The organism is Rhodococcoides navarretei (assembly GCF_038069675.1).
Lineage (GTDB): Bacteria > Actinomycetota > Actinomycetes > Mycobacteriales > Mycobacteriaceae > Rhodococcoides > Rhodococcoides navarretei.
On record NZ_JBBPCN010000001.1, the window covers coordinates 506318 to 521388 of the forward strand.

The following is a 15071-nucleotide window of genomic DNA, read 5'->3' on the forward strand; positions in this document are numbered from 1 at the left end:
CCGGCCGTGTCGGTGACCGTCAGCTCAGGTGATGCGGCTGCGGGTGCGACTTGTGGCCCTCGTCCGAGCCCTCGTTGTCCTGATGGCCGTTCGCCGTTCCCTGCGAACCCGTACCGGCGGGAACCATCGAGATGATCACCGACTTCGAGGTGGGGCAATTGCTCTGCAGCGCGGTCGAATCCAACGGAATCAGCGGATTGGTCTCCGGGTAGTACGCGGCAGCCGATCCACGCGGGGTGTCGTACTCGACGATGCGGAACGACGGAGCGCACCGTTCGACGTCGTCGTCGTCCCACTTGGTGACGAGGTCGACCATGTCGCCGTCGCGGAAGCCGAGGGTGGAGATGTCTTCTCGGTGCAGGAAGATGACTCGGCGGCCGTTCTCGATGCCGCGGTACCGATCACTGAGGCCGTAGATCGTGGTGTTGAACTGATCGTGGCTGCGCAGCGTCTGCAGGATCAGATGGCCCGGCGGAACCTGCAGCACATCGATCGGCGAGACCGCGAATTCGCCCTTGCCGCTCTTGGTTTCGAACGTCCTGCTGTCGCGAGGGGGATGCGGTAGGACGAAGCCGCCGGGGCGTCGAACATTGACCTCGTACCCCTCGCAACCGGCGACGACGCGCGAGATGTGCTTACGGATGTTGCGGTAGTCGTCCCGGAAACCCTTCCAGTCGAGACCGTATCGGGTTCCGAGGGTGGCCTCGGCGATACCGCTGACGATCGCGACCTCCGAGCGCAGGAACTCGCTCGCGGGCTTGAGCGGTCCTCGGGACGAGTGCACCGAGCAGGTGGAGTCCTCGACCGAGATCCACTGCTCACCACTGGCCTGCACGTCCTTCTCGGTGCGTCCCAGGGTGGGCAGAATCAAGGCGGTCTCACCGCAGACGAGGTGGGATCGGTTGATCTTGGTGGAGATCTGCACCGTCATCCGCATCTTGCGGAGCGCCTCGAAGGTGACGTCACTGTCCGGCGTGGCCTGGACGAAGTTTCCGCCGAGTCCGAGGAAGAAGTGCGCCTTGCCGTCGCGCATGGCACGGATGGAATCGACGGTGTCCAAGCCGTGCTCACGCGGCGGCTCGAAGTCGAATTCCGCCGCCATCGCGTCGAGGAAGGCCACCGGAGGGCGTTCCCAGATGCCCATGGTCCGGTCGCCCTGGACGTTCGAGTGGCCACGAACCGGCAGCAGACCAGCTCCTGCCTTGCCGATGTTGCCTTGCGCGAACGCGAGATTGGTGACTTCCTTGATGGTGGCGACGGCGTTGCGGTGCTGCGTGAGGCCCATGGCCCAGCAGAAGACCGTCGCCTTGGAGTCGCGCAGCATCTCGGCGGCCTCGGTGATCTGCGCTACCGACAATCCGGTCACCTCGGTGACGAGGTCCCAATCGACCTCGGCGACGTGCGCCTTCCACGCGTCGAAGCCGACGGTGTAGTTGTCGAGGAACTCGTGATCGAGTGCGTCCCACTTCACCAGCAGCGAGCCGAGTGCCTGGAACAGCGCGAGGTCGCCGTTGAGCTTGATCGGCAGGTGCAGATCCGACAGGTCCGTTCCCGGTCCCACCATGCCGCGGGGGGTCTGCGGATTCTTGAAGTTCAGCAGACCCGCTTCGCGAAGGGGGTTGATGGACAGGATCTTTGCGCCGTTCTGCTTCGCCAGCTCGAGGGCCGAGAGCATGCGCGGGTGATTGGTGCCGGGATTCTGTCCGGCCAGGATGATCAGTTCGGCGTTGTGGACGTCGTCGAGGGTGACACTGGCCTTGCCGATGCCGATGGATTCCTGCAGTGCGATGGACGTCGACTCGTGACACATGTTGGAACAGTCGGGCATGTTGTTGGTGCCGAACGACCGCGCGAACAGTTGGTACGTGAACGCGGACTCGTTGGAGGCGCGGCCCGACGTGTAGAAGATGGCCTCGTCGGGACTGGCGAGAGACTTCAGCTCGTCGCCGATCAGGCGGAACGCGTCGTCCCACTCGATGGGCTCGTAGTGGCTGCCGCCGGGCAGCTTGATCATCGGATGCGTGATGCGGCCCTGCTGGCCGAGCCAGTGCTCGGTATGTCCGTCGAGCTCGGCAATGCTGTGCTGCGCGAAGAACTCCGGGGTCGCTCGCGTGGTCGTCGCCTCCTCGGCCACGGCCTTCGCGCCGTTCTCGCAGAATTCCGCCGCGTGCCGGTGGCCCGGATCCGGATCGGGCCAGGCGCAACTCATGCAGTCGAAGCCCTCGGCCTGATTCAGTTTGAGAAGTGTCTGAGCGGTGCGCTTCGGGCCCATGTGCCCGAGTGCACGCTTCATGGACACGGCAACGGCGACGGGGCCTGCCGCGTGGGTCTTCGGCTTCTCGATATCGAGCTCGGCCTCGTCGACGTCGCTGTCGGTGCGTCTCATGCGGGTCCCTTCGTTGCGTTACCCCCGCACTCGACCATAGCCGTTGGCTCAGCCGGCGAGGAGCTTGGTCACCAGATCCACGTACTGCTGCTTCGCCGAATCCTGGCTCGTACCTTCGAGCTTCGCCCAGGCATCGAACTTCGCACGGTTCACCATGTCCAGCCGCCCCGGCCGCTTACCCGAGACATCACCGATCGAACCCTGCTTGTAGAGCGAGTACAGGCTCAGTAGATCGTCGTTGCTCGGCTTGGACGTGAGTTTCTTGACGTCAACCTGCGCATCGGCGAACGACTGGTCGAGATCGGACATGAAAACTCCTTCTGGTCGAGGTGGTGTCATCCTTGCACGGAGGCTGTGGAAATCAGCCGAATGCAGTGCGCCACGAGAGCGTCACGGCTGACGGTGACGGTGCCGTCGAGGTAGCCGATGAACAGAGCGGTCAGCGCCCCGACCGTTCCGACGGCGATCAACTGTCGGTCTTCGGTGTCGGGAAGTTGTGTGTGGACCAGTTCGACGAAACCGGGCAGCAGATCGAGACCGCGGCGGCTCAGCGCCGGTTCGGCCAACGGCGCAATGAGTAGTACCCGCCCCGTTCGCGGTTCGTCGATGATGAGTTCGACGAATGCTCGGACCGGCGCGTCGATGGTGTCCTCGGGGGTGGCCGCCGCAGAGACGGCGTCGAGCAGAGCGTTTCGAGCCCTGGTGCCCACCCACTGATACACGGCGCGGACGAACGAATCCCGGTCGGTGAAGCTCTCGTAGAAGTAGCGCTCGGTCAGTCCGGCGGTACGGCAGACGGCGCGCACGTTGACGGCCGGCCCGTCCGGGGAGCCGAGGAGCTCGACCCCGGCTGCGAGCAATGCGTCGTACCGCTTGGTTCTGCGCTCCTCCAGCTGTTGACTACGCATGTTGTCAACTCTAGTCTGACAACATGCGTAGTCAGAGTGATCGTCCGGTCCCGCTCGGTCCCGACTCGCTCACCTGGAAGTACTTCGGCGACTGGCGTGGGATGCTGCAGGGCGTCTGGGCAGGGTCGATGCAGAACATGCACCCGGGGCTCGGGGCCGGGGTGGAGCAGCATTCGACGTTCTTCGACGAGCGCTGGCAGCGCCTGTACCGATCGTTGTACCCCATCGGCGGCGTCGTGTTCGACGGCGATCGCGCCGAGGAGACCGCTCTGCAGGTTCGCGGATACCACACGAACATCAAAGGAATCGATGCCAAGGGTCGCAAGTACCACGCGCTCGATCCCGACACGTTCTACTGGGCGCACGCCACCTTCTTCATGGGCACGGTGCTCACCGCCGACCACTTCATGGGCGGACTGACAGAGGTGCAGAAGGTGCAGCTGTTCGACGAGCACGTGCAGTGGTACCGCCTCTACGGCATGAGCATGCGGTCGGTGCCCGCCACCTGGCCCGAGTTCCAGCAGTACTGGAACCACATGTGCAGCACCGTGTTGGAGGACAACATGGCCGCGCGTGGGGTGTTGGACCTGTCGAAGCTGGGGCCACCCCCGTACGCATCCTGGCTGCCCGAGCCGATCTGGGCCGTGTTCCGTCGTCCGGTGGCGAGGCTGTTCGTCTGGATCACCGTCGGGCTCTACGACGAGCCGGTACGCACGCTTCTGGGCTATAGCTGGTCTGCGCGGAACGCGAAGCGTTTCGCGCTGTTCGGAAAGGCGGTGAACCTCGTGTTCGGGGTGGTGCCGCCGCGTCGTCGCCTGCACCCGCGGGGCCGCGCCGGTTGGGATCGCGCCACGGGGAGAATCCCTTCGACGACACCGCTCGTCCACACCCCGGCCCGAAATCTGCCGCCCGTGGAGCGACGCTCGGACCCTTCGCATTACAGCCCGAAGGTGTAGATCGGCGCGCTCGGGGTACCACGCGGGGTATGCATACCGTCAGAACCGGAACCGGAACCCCGATCGTCCTCGTCCACGGGCTCGGGTCCTCGCACCGAAACTGGGACCCGATCGTCCCCGCCCTCGCCAAGCATCGAGAGGTCATTGCCCTCGACCTGCCCGGGTTCGGGCAGACCCCGCCTTTGGCAGAGGTCTCCATCGCGACGTTGACCGACGCTCTGCGGGAATTTCTCGACAACGAGGGACTGGCCGACGCCGACCTCGTCGGTAGCTCCATGGGCGCGCGAATGGTCGTCGAACTGGCCCGCCGCGGTCATCGCGGGTCGATGGTGGCGCTCGATCCAGGCGGGTTCTGGAACGACCGTCAGGTCAAGATCTTCGGAGCCACGATCACCGCGTCGTTGGCGCTGATGAAGAACGTGCAGCCGCTGGTGCCGTTCCTGGCCGGCAACCCCGTCACCAGAACGGCTGCGCTGGCTCAGTTCTCGGCTGCTCCGTGGAAGCTGCCGAGCGGATTGGTGGAGCGGGAGCTGAAGGGCTTCTCTTCCAAGACGTCCCCGTCGCTCGACGCTGCGCGAAAGGCCCTGATCCACGGGCCGAAGCAGTTGGGTGCCACGAAAGGCTCACTGCAGGGTTCACTGCTCATCGGCTGGGGTCGCCAGGACAAGGTGACGACGCCCAGCCAGGCAAAGGTGGCGCTGGAGCGATTCCCCGACGCCACCCTGCACTGGTTCGACAAGTGCGGACACTTCCCGCACTGGGATCAGCCGACCGAGACGGCTCGGGTGATCCTGCGCGGAACGGGTCGCTGACGCTCCCATGTGCACGGAACTTCGTAGCAGGTTACGAAGTGTTTCCTGGTCGTTCCGCGGGCTCCACTCCTGTCCCGCTCACATGGGTCAGCCGTTCCACCAAGGCCGCAGGGGGACGCCTGCTTCGCCCTTCGGCCCGAGCTTGACGGCCAAGACCTGGTGCAGCTGAACCACATTGCGCTCGAACCCCAAGCGGGAACCGGCCATGTACAGACCCCACACTCGGGCGGTTCCCTCGCCGGCTTCGGCGACACACGCGTCCCAGTTGTCGACGAGGTTCCGGCACCATCCGGCGAGGGTCAGCGCATAGTGCTCGCGCAGATTCTCCTCGTGGCGAACCTCGAGTCCGACGTCCTGGATCTCGGTGATGATGCGGCCGGAGCCGGTGAGCTCCCCGTCGGGGAAGACATACCGGTCGATGAAGCTGCCGGCCTTGGCATGGGCGCGGTTGTCCGGCCGGGTGATCGAGTGGTTGAGCAGACGACCGCCGTCACGCAGCTTGGACTGGATGAACGAGAAGTACGACGGGTAGTTGTGCACTCCGATGTGCTCGGTCAGTCCGATCGACGAGATGGCGTCGAAGTTGGTCTCGGGCACGTCGCGGTAATCGGAGAAGCGCACCTCGGCGAGGTCGGAAAGTCCTTCGTCGGCGATGGCTTTCTGCGCCCACGACGCCTGCTCCTGGGAGAGCGTCACGCCGATGACCCGGACGCCGCGGCGTGCTGCGTAGCGCACCATCGAGCCCCACCCGCAGCCGATGTCCAGCAGGCGATCACCCGGTTGCAGGCCGAGCTTGTCGAACACCAGGCGGTACTTGTTCTCCTGTGCAGCCTCGAGAGAGTGGTCCGCGCTCTCGAACGCCGCGCAGGTGTACGTCATCGAGGGGCCGAGCACCTGCTCGTAGAATGCGTTGGACACGTCGTAGTGGTGATGGATCGCTTCGGCGTCGCGAGTCTTGGAGTGGCGCAGACCTTCTGCTATACGACGCCACCGCGGAATCGCCTCCTGGGGCGGGGGAGCGATGGGCCGCAACACATCCCAGCCGAGCGAACGCGCGATCGACGTCAGTGTCATCGCCGACGGTCGACGGAAATGCAGCTCGTCGCCCATCAGCGCGAGCAACTCGTACGGGTCGCCGGGATGAACGCCGGTGGCTTCCAGGTCGCCCGAGACGTAGGCACGCGCCATGCCGAGGTCGCCGGGAGCAGTTGCGAGATAGGTGGTTCCGCGTGGACTCTTGAGGTTGAGGCCGATCTTCGCGTCCTCGGGTCCTGCGGTGCTGCCGTCGTACGCGGTGAAACGCAATGGGATGTTGCCGTCGGAGATCAGTTCGAGAATCTCGGAGATCTTGAGCTTCTGGGCACCGTTCACCGTGCGATTGCCGGAGTCCTTGAACGTCGTCATTTGCGTTGCACCGCCTTCGAGTACAAATCCAACAATCGGGATTCGGGATCGTATTTCTTTTTCAGTTCTTCATATCTGTCGCCGCCGTACAGCACAGCGAATTCATCCTCGGTGTAGTAAGCGTCCGAGTACAGCGATTTATGCCCGTCGAAGTCGGTCACTTTCTTCTCGATGGCGCGGTTCGCGGCACCCTCGGGTTCGCCGGCAACGATCGGTACCGAGGACCAGAAGCCGATGTTGACGTAGGTGCGCTTCGGTTCGAGTGGGTACAGCGGCCACGGCCGGGCCGGATTGGCGCCGGGGGCCGCCGGCTCGCGAAGACGCAACGGGCACAACCACAACGGCTCGATCGGAATGTTGTCGAGGAACCACGTCACGAAGCCGGCGGTGTGTTCGATCGGAACCTCGACGTCCTGCACGACGCGTTCGCGCGGCGGCTTTCCCTTGCGCTTCTCGAGTCGGTCGGCAATGTCGTACTTGCGATCGAGGCCGATCAGTTTCCAGTAGAAACTACTGCGTCGATACTTACGCGGCCAAAAGCGTCGAATTGTCGGGTTCTGCGTTCCGAATGCGCGGGAGCACCAGAACCAATCGGTGTCCCAGCGCCACAGGTAGTCGTGAATGGTCAGCCGGTCGGTCTTCGGTGTGTCCGAATCGTGCTGAATCGAACGGTAGAAGATGTCGGCACCGGTGTAATCGCTCACCGGCCCGGGTTCGTCGGTCTGAACACCGAGCGTGAGGTAACTTTCGTCGGCGCTGAAGACCACGCCGTCGAGGTACTGGACCGCGATGCCGTCGTATTCGCGGCTGGTGACGATGGTGTCCATCGTGGACTGAAGGGTCTCGAGGTCGTGGAATCGTAGGTGCCGCAACGCGACATACGGCAGCACGGTCTCGAGCTGGATCTTCAGCCGAGTCGAGTAGCCGAGGGTGCCGTAGGAATTGGGGAAGCCCCAGTACAGATCTGCATATTCGCCCTCTGGCGTTGCGGTGACGATCTCGCCGCTGCCGGTGAGGACGTCGATTTCGAGTACCGACTCGTGCGGGAGACCGCTGCGGAACGACGTCGACTCGATGCCCAGGCCGGTGACGGCACCACCGAGGGTGATCGTCTTGAGCTGCGGGACGACGAGGGGCGCGAGGCCGTACGGAAGCGTCGCGTCGACCAGGTCCTCGTACGTGCACATGCCGGCGACATCGGCTGTACGCGCAGCCGGGTCCACGGTGATGACCTTGCTCAGTCCCGACACGTCGAGCCCCGGCGTGGTGGTGGTCGTCCGGGCCCGGAACAGGTTGGACGTCTTCTTCGCCAGACGCACCGTCGCAGCGGCCGGAATTGCGCGATAGCTGCGAAGCAACTGCTCGACACCCGACCGGTGCGCTGCGTAACCGCTCTCCCTCGGTTCTGGCCGTCGTCCGAGAAGAGCATTCACTGAAGCCACGTAGAGACGCTATATCTCACACTGGTCGGTATCCACCGGCATTGGCGTCCGAGCGGTGAAACTTCACGCAACTGTAGCCGAATCGGAGTGGGGAATCGGTGCAAATCAGACAAATGGTTGGGCCATGCATGTGTTTTGCGGATGCGAAATTCGACTTGTGAAGCACATCACAGATCAGGCGGCGCGATGCCGAATGTGGTCACGAGGGGAGGCAGGATGGACGCACATCCCGTTCGCTAGAGAAGGAGAACGTTTCCGTGGCTCAGGTCAGTGCATCCAGTTCCGCAACCATCGCCACCACACCCGATCGGGTACTCGCCGCTCTCGCCGACTACGAGACGGTGCGCCCCCGCATCCTGCCCGAGCAGTACCGCGACTACGAGGTGGTGCAGGGCGGGCAAGGAGACGGAACCGTTGCCACATGGACCCTGCAGGCCACCGAGAAGCGAGTGCGCAACGTCGCCGCGACCGTCAGCGTCGCCGGATCGACCATCACCGAACGCGATGCCAACTCTTCGATGGTCACCACCTGGTCCGTAGCCCCGGACGGCGCAGGCACCACGGTCACCACAACGACGGAATGGAAGGGCGCGGGCGGAATCGGCGGATTTTTCGAGAAGACGTTCGCACCGCTCGGCCTGAAGAAGATCCAGGCCGCGACGCTGGAGAATCTGCGCCGCGAGTTGATCTAGACCTTCTCGAAGTCGGGATCCTGGATGAGCGTCAGGGTCCCGACCACCACGGTGCGCATCGACCACAGAAACATGCCGTCGGGTCCACGGTCGACGGTGTCGTACGCCCCGGGGAGAGTCTCGAGGTCGGTGCGAGCCGCAATGGCGTCGTCGTACTCACGATCGCGACGGGCACGGTTGTAGACGATCTCTGCCAGTGCGACGGCGTGCTCGGCGACGGTGATCACGGCCCATGTCGCTTGCTTGGGGGTGAGGTCGTATCGAGTCCGGTAGCGCGTCTGCACGGCGTCGGCCATCCGAAGGGCGTCGATGGAACTGGGAGTCAGGCCGATCAAGTACTCCGCGATGCCCGGGTTGGTGTGCACCAGCTCGCGCATCGCCGACGCGAGTGACAGCAACGCGTCGTGCATCGATTCGTCGTCACCGGGAAGCGGCGGCGACCACCGGCGCAGAATCTCTTCTGCCACCAGGGCCTTGAGGGAGCGCAGATCGTCGATGTTGTTGTAGATCGCGACGATCGAGACGCCCAGGCTGTCGGCCACCGCCTTCACCGAAACCTTCGGCAGTGTCAGCGCGATACCGGCCTCGGCCATGGTCTCGGGAGTCACCCGACGCTTGCGCGGAGAGGGGCTCGCCGGCTGATCCATTCCGCAAGACTACGTGCACTCAATACTGACGAATGCTCAGACGTGGGGCCCTAGACTCGCTTTGTGTCCTTCACCTCCGCGCTACCCGTGACCGACGGGGATCGGTCGCTGGTCGAACTAGCCAGGCAAACAATCGATTCGACGACGGATGCATCCCCTGGCGAAGACGGCATCCACACGATGGGTGCCGCGGTGAGAGTGGCGGACGGCCGCACGTTCGCCGGGGTCAATCTGTATCACTTCACCGGTGGCCCGTGCGCAGAAATCGTCGCGCTTGCAGCGGCTCGGGCGGCCGGTGCGACCGAGCCGACTCATATCGTGGCCGTCGGCAACCACGGGCGCGGGGTGAAGGGCCCGTGCGGCAAGGATCGCCAGATCTTCGCCGACCTCTACCCCCTGATGCGCGTCATCATCGATTCGCCCGACGGCCCCGTCAGCATTGTCGCCGGCGAACTCCTCCCCGCCGGATACGACCATCGCGCGGAGCAACGCTGATCCTTGTTGCCGAGGGCGAACCTGCGTGCGGTATCGCCGGAAGGCACTGCGCTGAGTGTCCACTATTCGTCACCGCAGGCGCGATCCCGTGTCTGCCGCGAAATTGTGGACACTCAGGGCGGTATGTCGATTCGACGCGCAGTGAATCACAGCGATCCACGGTGCGGCTACGCTGGTGTTCGCTTCGAACCCACGCGAGAGGACGGCACAGTGCAACCCGGTGAGCAGCCCGACATGGCATCGATCCTGCAGCAGGCCCAGCAGATGCAGCAGCAGCTGATGGCGGCTCAGGCCGAGATCGCGGAAACCGAAGTGACCGGCCAAGCGGGCGGCGGACTCGTAGTCGCCACGGTCAAGGGAACCGGTGAGGTGGTCGGACTGACCATCGACCCCAAGGTCGTCGACCCCGAAGACATCGAGACCCTCCAGGATCTGGTGATCGGTGCTATCGCTGACGCGTCGAAGGCAGCGCAGAACGTGGCGAGCGAGAAGATGGGCCCCCTCGCTGGTGGTCTCGGTGGCATGCCCGGCCTGCCTGGGTTCTAGGCGGTGTACGAAGGTCCGGTTCAGGATCTGATCGACGAACTCGGCAAGTTTCCCGGGGTCGGTCCGAAGAGCGCTCAGCGCATAGCCTTTCACCTCCTGGGTGTCGAACCGCCTGAGGTGGACCGGCTGATGCGCGCACTGCAGCGCATCCGCGATGGTGTGCAGTTCTGCATCGTGTGCGGCACGGTCTCCGACAAGGAATTGTGCCGAATCTGCGCCGACTCACGACGCGACAGGTCGATGATCTGCGTCGTCGAAGAGCCCAAAGATGTTCAGGCAGTGGAACGTACGCGAGAATTCAAGGGTCGCTACCACGTGCTCGGTGGAGCGCTGGATCCACTGAACGGTGTGGGTCCGGACCAGCTGCGCATCCGAGAGTTGTTGACCCGCGTCGGAACTCAGGACGACGGCGTCGATGTCACCGAGGTCATCATCGCTACCGACCCCAACACCGAGGGCGAAGCAACGGCCACGTACCTGGTGCGCATGATGCGAGACTTCCCCGGCCTGGCCATTACCCGCCTCGCCTCCGGCCTGCCCATGGGCGGAGACCTCGAATTTGCCGACGAACTGACGCTGGGGCGCGCTCTGACCGGACGTCGACGTATGTAGAGCGGCTTCGCCGCACGTGCACGGAACTTCGTAGCAGGGGTCGAATTTGTGCTCACGACCCCGAGTTATACACAGCCTGTGGATAGATTCTGACGCGGTCACCTCGAATCGACCACTCTGAGGTCCATGAGGACGAGACCAGCGGGAACCTGGCAGCGGCTACTGGACGCTCAGCACGGAATCATTACGACGAAGCAGATGTACGAGCACGGCGTCAACAAGGACTCGATCGATCATTGCGTGGAAACCGGTCAGTGGCTGAGGGTATTTCGTGGGGTCATATCGGTGACCAACGGGCCGTTGACTCGTCAGATGCAGCTGTCGGCAGCGTTGCTGTATGCGGGGCGGGGAGCGTTGATCAGCCACAGTACCGCCGCCGAGGAGTGGGGGTGGGTCGGGCCCGGGCCAGGCCCCGTGCACGTCACCGTTCCTTATGGATGCTCGGCGACCAGCAGGCCACCGACGATGAGGCACGCCAAGCAGAACTTCACCTCGGAGAGCAACGAGCAAATCCATCCAGGTGTCGTCGTCCATCGGTCCCGTGCCATGGGACACATCGGTATCGAGTCGAATCCTGCGCGCACGAGCACTGCCGACACGGTCCTGGACCTGGTCGTCGCGGAGCGGACGTCGAGGCAAGCGACGATCACATTGGTCTCGACGATGTCCTCGGGTGGCGTGAACGTTGCGGCCATGACGCGCAAGATCGAGGCTCGGCGACCGATGCGCTACCTGAAGCCGATTCTGCACACCCTGGCTCTCATGCGCGACGGGGTTCATTCCGCGCTGGAGCACCGTTACGTGCTCGACGTCGAGCAGGCGCACGGCCTACCTGCCGCACAGCGACAGGCCCCGGTGTTCGTCGACGGCAGGCAGCTCTTCGAAGATATTTGCTACGAGAGTTGCGACCTCATCGTCAGACTCGACGGCCAGGCCTTCCACGCTGCCAAGCAACGACGCTTTCGCGATCGCAGACGCGACAATGCCGCCGAGCTACGTAACCTGCCGCGGTTGATGTACGGCTGGCACGAAGTGACCCAAGACCCGTGCGGGGTGTATCGCGAGGTCCGCGAGGTGCTGGTCAGAGAGGGATGGGACGACGCGTCGTACCCGTGTGAACGGTGCACCTTGTGAGCGGAAATTCGTAGTGGGCTACGAAGTTTCGTTCACGTGCGGCGAAGCCGCTCCTCGCGCAAGCGAGCCACCTCCGGCAGCTCGAGCGGAGCGAGAGTCGTACCCAAGGCCCGCTCCAGCAGGTAGTCCGCCAACTCCGGGTTTCGGGCGAGAACCGGGCCGTGCATGTACGTGCCGATCACAGAACCTTGTACGACGCCTTCGCGACCGTCGCCGACGCCATTGCCCACCCCGTGGGTGACCTTGGCGAGTGGGGACGCATCCAGGCCGAGAGTCGTTCCACCGCGGTGGTTCTCGAAGCCGGTGAGTTTCTGCGTCAGGCCGTCGAGCGCAGGTTCGGTGACGACCTCGCCGATGGACCTGGTGGCCTGCGGAGCGGTGGTGACGTCGAACAGGGAGATGCCGTCGACGCGTTCTCCGGCGGAGGTCTCGTACCAGTGGCCGAGTACCTGGATCGCGGCGCAGATCGCCAGCACGGGGGCACCGCGAGCCGCGGCGTTCTGCAATCCTGGATATCGGGTGAGGTGACGCGTCGCCAGGCGTTGAGCCGAATCCTCTGCTCCGCCAAGGGTGTACACGTCGAGTGAATCGGGAACCGGATCGCTGAGGGTGATCTGCACGACCTCGGCGTCGATGTCGCGCATGCGCAGCCGCTGTCGCAGAATGAGCGCGTTGCCGTTGTCGCCGTACGTGCCCATCACGTCGGGCAGAACGAGGCCGATGCGAACGGTGGACTCAGACATCCTTCACCTCACGTGCCAGCGCGCGACCGAGATCACGGAACGCGGTGTAGTTGGCGAGTACCTCGACGCGTCCCGGTGGGCAGGAAGCGATGGCCTGCAACGGATTTGCGATGGTGGTGTGCTGCGAACCGGCGTAGAGGAGCCGCACTCCCAGGTCTGTCGCGCGCTCACCGGCGGCGACGACAGCGACGTTCTCGAAATGCTCGAAGCGAACGTCCCACAGCCACGACAGGTCCTCGCCGTCCGGTACCTGACCGTTCACGGCGATGACCAGTCCGTCACAGGTGGGGTCGATCATCGACAGCGCCTCTTGCCAGCCGGCGGGGTTCTTGGCGAGAAGCATTCGGACGGAATGGGATCCGTACTGGATGGTGGAGTAGCGCCCGGCGACCTCGTCCACGCTCGACGCGGCTGCGACAGCATCTTCCGCGGTCGCGCCCAGCGTCACCGCGGCGGCTACTGCTTGAGCTGCGTTGCCGCGGTTGGCTTTTCCGGGCAGCGACAACGTCATCGGCAGGACGAGTCCGTCGGGTCCGTAGAGGTTCTCCTCGTCCAGCCACCAATCCGGGGTCGGACGCTTGAAGTCGCTGCCGGTGCTGTACCAGTGTTCGCCCTCCCAGAGGATGGGTTCGCCAGTGCGTGGGCAGCTGACCGAGTCGCCCGCCCACCCGCCACCGGCGGCGACCCACACGACGTTCGGGGCGTCGAATGCGGCCGAGGTGACCAGGACGTCGTCGCAGTTGGCGATGACGACGGTCTCGGGGTGCCGGGCCAATCCGGCGCGCAGCTTGCGTTCGATCATGTTGATCTCGCCCACGCGGTCGAGCTGATCGCGACTGAGATTGAGCAACACGATGGCCGCCGGGTCCACCGCGTCGGACACATGCGGGACGTGCAGTTCGTCGACTTCTAGGGCAGCCAGTTCGGCATCGAAGTGCGCGTGCAGGGCTGCGACGATGCCCGCGTCCATGTTCGCGCCATCCGCCTGGGTGGCCACGTCGCCGAGGGTGGCCAGGGCCGCGGCGGTCATTCTGGTGGTGGTGGACTTGCCGTTGGTTCCGGTGACGATGACGGTGCGTCGACCACGGCCGAGTCCGCCGAGGATGTTCGGATCGATCTTGAGGGCGACGAGCCCGCCGATCATCGATCCCTTACCGCGGCCTGCTTTACGGGACGCCCAGGTCGCCAGCTCCGCCGCGCGCAGTGCCACGCGGCCACGTGCGCCGATACGTCTGCGCTCACCCACTTCAACCATCCGCCGAGTCTGGCACAAAAGAGCATGCAGTTTCACGTCGGCGGTTTCTACCCCTGGGTCGTTCCGCAGGCTCCACTCCCGCCCCGCCCTGGGTCGTTCCGCAGGCTCCACTCCCGCCCCTCACACCGGCGCTTTCTCCTGTACTTCGACGGGCCGCCGGACGGCCATACCGCCGAGGCAGCCGCCGATCACGACGGCACCGCCGATCAGGGCCAGCACGGACGGGTTCTCGCCGAGAAAGACCCAGGCACCGGCGATGCCCACCACGGGAACCAGCAGTGAGAACGGCGCGACCAGTCCGGCGGGGTTGCGACTCATCAAAATGCTCCACAGGCCGCTGCCGATGATGGTGGCCGGGATCACGATGTAGGCCAACGCGACCAGTCCGGGCCAGCCCTGCGGACCGAACGACTCGGCGAGGGCGTGCCAGCCGGTGCTCGGACCCTCGGTGATCGCCGAGAGCGCCAGCATCGGCACGGGCGGGATGACGGTCATCCAGAGCATCAGCGTCATCGGGGAATCGGACTTGGCGAGTCGATTTCCCAGGTTGCCGAAGGCCCAGCCGAGACCGGCGAGGAGGGTGAGGATCACCGGCAGCAGGGTGGCGTTCTGGGCACGATCCCACCCGATGAGCACCATGCCGAGCACGGCCACACCGATCCCGATCGCCTGCCTGCGGCTGACGTGTTCGCGTAGTAACAGCGCGCCGAGAACGACGGTGAACGGCGCGGACGACTGCAATACGAGCGACGCCAACCCGGTGGGCATGCCTGCCGCCATCGCTGCGAACAGGAAGGCGAACTGAAGAAAGCCGAATCCGAAGCCGTAGAGCAGCAACCACTTCAGGGGCACCTTCGGCCGCGGGACGAAGATCACGACCGGAACGGCGATGACCAGGAACCGCAGCGCGGCGAAGAAGAAGGGCGGGAAGTGATCGAGCCCGACGCGGATGGCGAGGAAGTTCAGCCCCCACAGCACGGCGACGGTCAATCCGAGCAGGCGGTCGCGGGTGGTCATGCCGTCGATCGTGACGACAGCA

General features: G+C 64.6%; 16 protein-coding genes. 7 read left to right on the forward strand and 9 right to left on the reverse strand.

Annotated elements, in window-relative coordinates; translation table 11 throughout:
* Positions 1-19: 19 nt before the first annotated feature.
* The 3 genes from AABD04_RS02480 to AABD04_RS02490 are packed head-to-tail and all read right to left on the reverse strand — an operon-like array spanning position 20 to position 3294.
* Positions 20-2386, reverse strand: a complete 2367-nt coding sequence (locus AABD04_RS02480; protein WP_341440117.1) for an FdhF/YdeP family oxidoreductase — start codon at positions 2384-2386, stop codon at positions 20-22.
* A 48-nt stretch (positions 2387-2434) separates the two neighbouring features.
* The gene (locus AABD04_RS02485) at positions 2435-2695 is read right to left on the reverse strand and encodes an acyl-CoA-binding protein (RefSeq protein ID WP_008712642.1); all 261 of its coding nucleotides are present in this window, start codon (positions 2693-2695) and stop codon (positions 2435-2437) included.
* 26 nt (positions 2696-2721) lie between these two features.
* The gene (locus AABD04_RS02490) at positions 2722-3294 is read right to left on the reverse strand and encodes a TetR/AcrR family transcriptional regulator (RefSeq protein WP_243594244.1); all 573 of its coding nucleotides are present in this window, start codon (positions 3292-3294) and stop codon (positions 2722-2724) included.
* 23 nt (positions 3295-3317) lie between these two features.
* On the opposite strand from AABD04_RS02490, the gene AABD04_RS02495 reads away from it, so the two are divergent.
* Positions 3318-4250 (forward strand): oxygenase MpaB family protein, encoded by a 933-nt coding sequence (locus AABD04_RS02495; RefSeq protein WP_341440118.1) that lies wholly within the window; start codon positions 3318-3320, stop codon positions 4248-4250.
* A 29-nt stretch (positions 4251-4279) separates the two neighbouring features.
* Entirely contained in the window at positions 4280-5062 is a 783-nt protein-coding gene (locus AABD04_RS02500) for an alpha/beta fold hydrolase (RefSeq protein ID WP_341440119.1), read from the forward strand.
* Positions 5063-5149: 87 nt separating this feature from the next.
* Here AABD04_RS02500 and AABD04_RS02505 read toward each other — a convergent pair whose 3' ends face one another.
* On the reverse strand, positions 5150-6466 hold the full coding sequence (locus tag AABD04_RS02505; protein WP_341440120.1) for a class I SAM-dependent methyltransferase: 1317 nt from the start codon (positions 6464-6466) through the stop codon (positions 5150-5152).
* Positions 6463-7908 (reverse strand): FAD-binding oxidoreductase, encoded by a 1446-nt coding sequence (locus AABD04_RS02510; RefSeq protein ID WP_341440121.1) that lies wholly within the window; start codon positions 7906-7908, stop codon positions 6463-6465. Before AABD04_RS02510 ends, AABD04_RS02505 begins: the two co-directional genes overlap by 4 nt.
* 257 nt (positions 7909-8165) lie before the next feature.
* On the opposite strand from AABD04_RS02510, the gene AABD04_RS02515 reads away from it, so the two are divergent.
* On the forward strand, positions 8166-8600 hold the full coding sequence (locus tag AABD04_RS02515) for an SRPBCC family protein (protein WP_243594239.1): 435 nt from the start codon (positions 8166-8168) through the stop codon (positions 8598-8600).
* Here AABD04_RS02515 and AABD04_RS02520 read toward each other — a convergent pair.
* Positions 8597-9247, reverse strand: coding sequence for a hypothetical protein (locus tag AABD04_RS02520; protein ID WP_341440122.1), 651 nt, complete (start codon positions 9245-9247; stop codon positions 8597-8599). The genes AABD04_RS02515 and AABD04_RS02520 overlap by 4 nt on opposite strands.
* A gap of 63 nt (positions 9248-9310) precedes the next feature.
* Between AABD04_RS02520 and AABD04_RS02525 the strand changes: the two genes are divergently transcribed.
* From AABD04_RS02525 to AABD04_RS02540, 4 genes are all read left to right on the forward strand, one after another.
* Positions 9311-9742 carry a cytidine/deoxycytidylate deaminase family protein gene (locus AABD04_RS02525; protein WP_341440123.1) on the forward strand — a complete coding sequence of 144 codons (432 nt, stop codon included), beginning with the start codon at positions 9311-9313 and terminating at the stop codon, positions 9740-9742.
* A 234-nt stretch (positions 9743-9976) separates the two neighbouring features.
* A complete protein-coding gene (locus AABD04_RS02530; RefSeq protein ID WP_341440124.1) occupies positions 9977-10288 on the forward strand; it encodes a YbaB/EbfC family nucleoid-associated protein in 312 nt (103 codons plus the stop codon).
* 3 nt (positions 10289-10291) lie between these two features.
* Positions 10292-10900 carry a recombination mediator RecR gene (recR, locus tag AABD04_RS02535; RefSeq protein ID WP_032379989.1) on the forward strand — a complete coding sequence of 203 codons (609 nt, stop codon included), beginning with the start codon at positions 10292-10294 and terminating at the stop codon, positions 10898-10900.
* Between the two features lie 126 nt (positions 10901-11026).
* Entirely contained in the window at positions 11027-12034 is a 1008-nt protein-coding gene (locus AABD04_RS02540; RefSeq protein ID WP_341440125.1) for a type IV toxin-antitoxin system AbiEi family antitoxin domain-containing protein, read from the forward strand.
* Between the two features lie 32 nt (positions 12035-12066).
* Here AABD04_RS02540 and AABD04_RS02545 read toward each other — a convergent pair whose 3' ends face one another.
* The 3 genes from AABD04_RS02545 to AABD04_RS02555 all read right to left on the reverse strand — a co-directional run bounded on the left by AABD04_RS02545 (position 12067) and on the right by AABD04_RS02555 (position 15049).
* Positions 12067-12777, reverse strand: coding sequence for a type 1 glutamine amidotransferase (locus AABD04_RS02545; protein WP_094678202.1), 711 nt, complete (start codon positions 12775-12777; stop codon positions 12067-12069).
* A complete protein-coding gene (locus AABD04_RS02550) occupies positions 12770-14032 on the reverse strand; it encodes a Mur ligase family protein (RefSeq protein WP_341440126.1) in 1263 nt (420 codons plus the stop codon). Before AABD04_RS02550 ends, AABD04_RS02545 begins: the two co-directional genes overlap by 8 nt.
* Positions 14033-14152: 120 nt before the next feature.
* Positions 14153-15049 (reverse strand): EamA family transporter, encoded by an 897-nt coding sequence (locus tag AABD04_RS02555; protein ID WP_341440127.1) that lies wholly within the window; start codon positions 15047-15049, stop codon positions 14153-14155.
* Positions 15050-15071 lie beyond the last annotated feature (22 nt).

Excerpts from the sequence above, each read along its gene's own strand:
- AABD04_RS02480 (WP_341440117.1), bottom strand. The coding sequence starts at position 2,386 with ATGAGACGCACCGACAGCGACGTCGACGAGGCCGAGCTCGATATCGAG.
- AABD04_RS02485 (WP_008712642.1), bottom strand. The coding sequence starts at position 2,695 with ATGTCCGATCTCGACCAGTCGTTCGCCGATGCGCAGGTTGACGTCAAG.
- AABD04_RS02490 (WP_243594244.1), bottom strand. The coding sequence starts at position 3,294 with ATGCGTAGTCAACAGCTGGAGGAGCGCAGAACCAAGCGGTACGACGCA.
- AABD04_RS02495 (WP_341440118.1), top strand. The coding sequence starts at position 3,318 with ATGCGTAGTCAGAGTGATCGTCCGGTCCCGCTCGGTCCCGACTCGCTC.
- AABD04_RS02500 (WP_341440119.1), top strand. The coding sequence starts at position 4,280 with ATGCATACCGTCAGAACCGGAACCGGAACCCCGATCGTCCTCGTCCAC.
- AABD04_RS02505 (WP_341440120.1), bottom strand. The coding sequence starts at position 6,466 with ATGACGACGTTCAAGGACTCCGGCAATCGCACGGTGAACGGTGCCCAG.
- AABD04_RS02520 (WP_341440122.1), bottom strand. The coding sequence starts at position 9,247 with ATGGATCAGCCGGCGAGCCCCTCTCCGCGCAAGCGTCGGGTGACTCCC.
- AABD04_RS02530 (WP_341440124.1), top strand. The coding sequence starts at position 9,977 with ATGGCATCGATCCTGCAGCAGGCCCAGCAGATGCAGCAGCAGCTGATG.
- AABD04_RS02540 (WP_341440125.1), top strand. The coding sequence starts at position 11,027 with ATGAGGACGAGACCAGCGGGAACCTGGCAGCGGCTACTGGACGCTCAG.
- AABD04_RS02545 (WP_094678202.1), bottom strand. The coding sequence starts at position 12,777 with ATGTCTGAGTCCACCGTTCGCATCGGCCTCGTTCTGCCCGACGTGATG.
- AABD04_RS02550 (WP_341440126.1), bottom strand. The coding sequence starts at position 14,032 with ATGGTTGAAGTGGGTGAGCGCAGACGTATCGGCGCACGTGGCCGCGTG.
- AABD04_RS02555 (WP_341440127.1), bottom strand. The coding sequence starts at position 15,049 with ATGACCACCCGCGACCGCCTGCTCGGATTGACCGTCGCCGTGCTGTGG.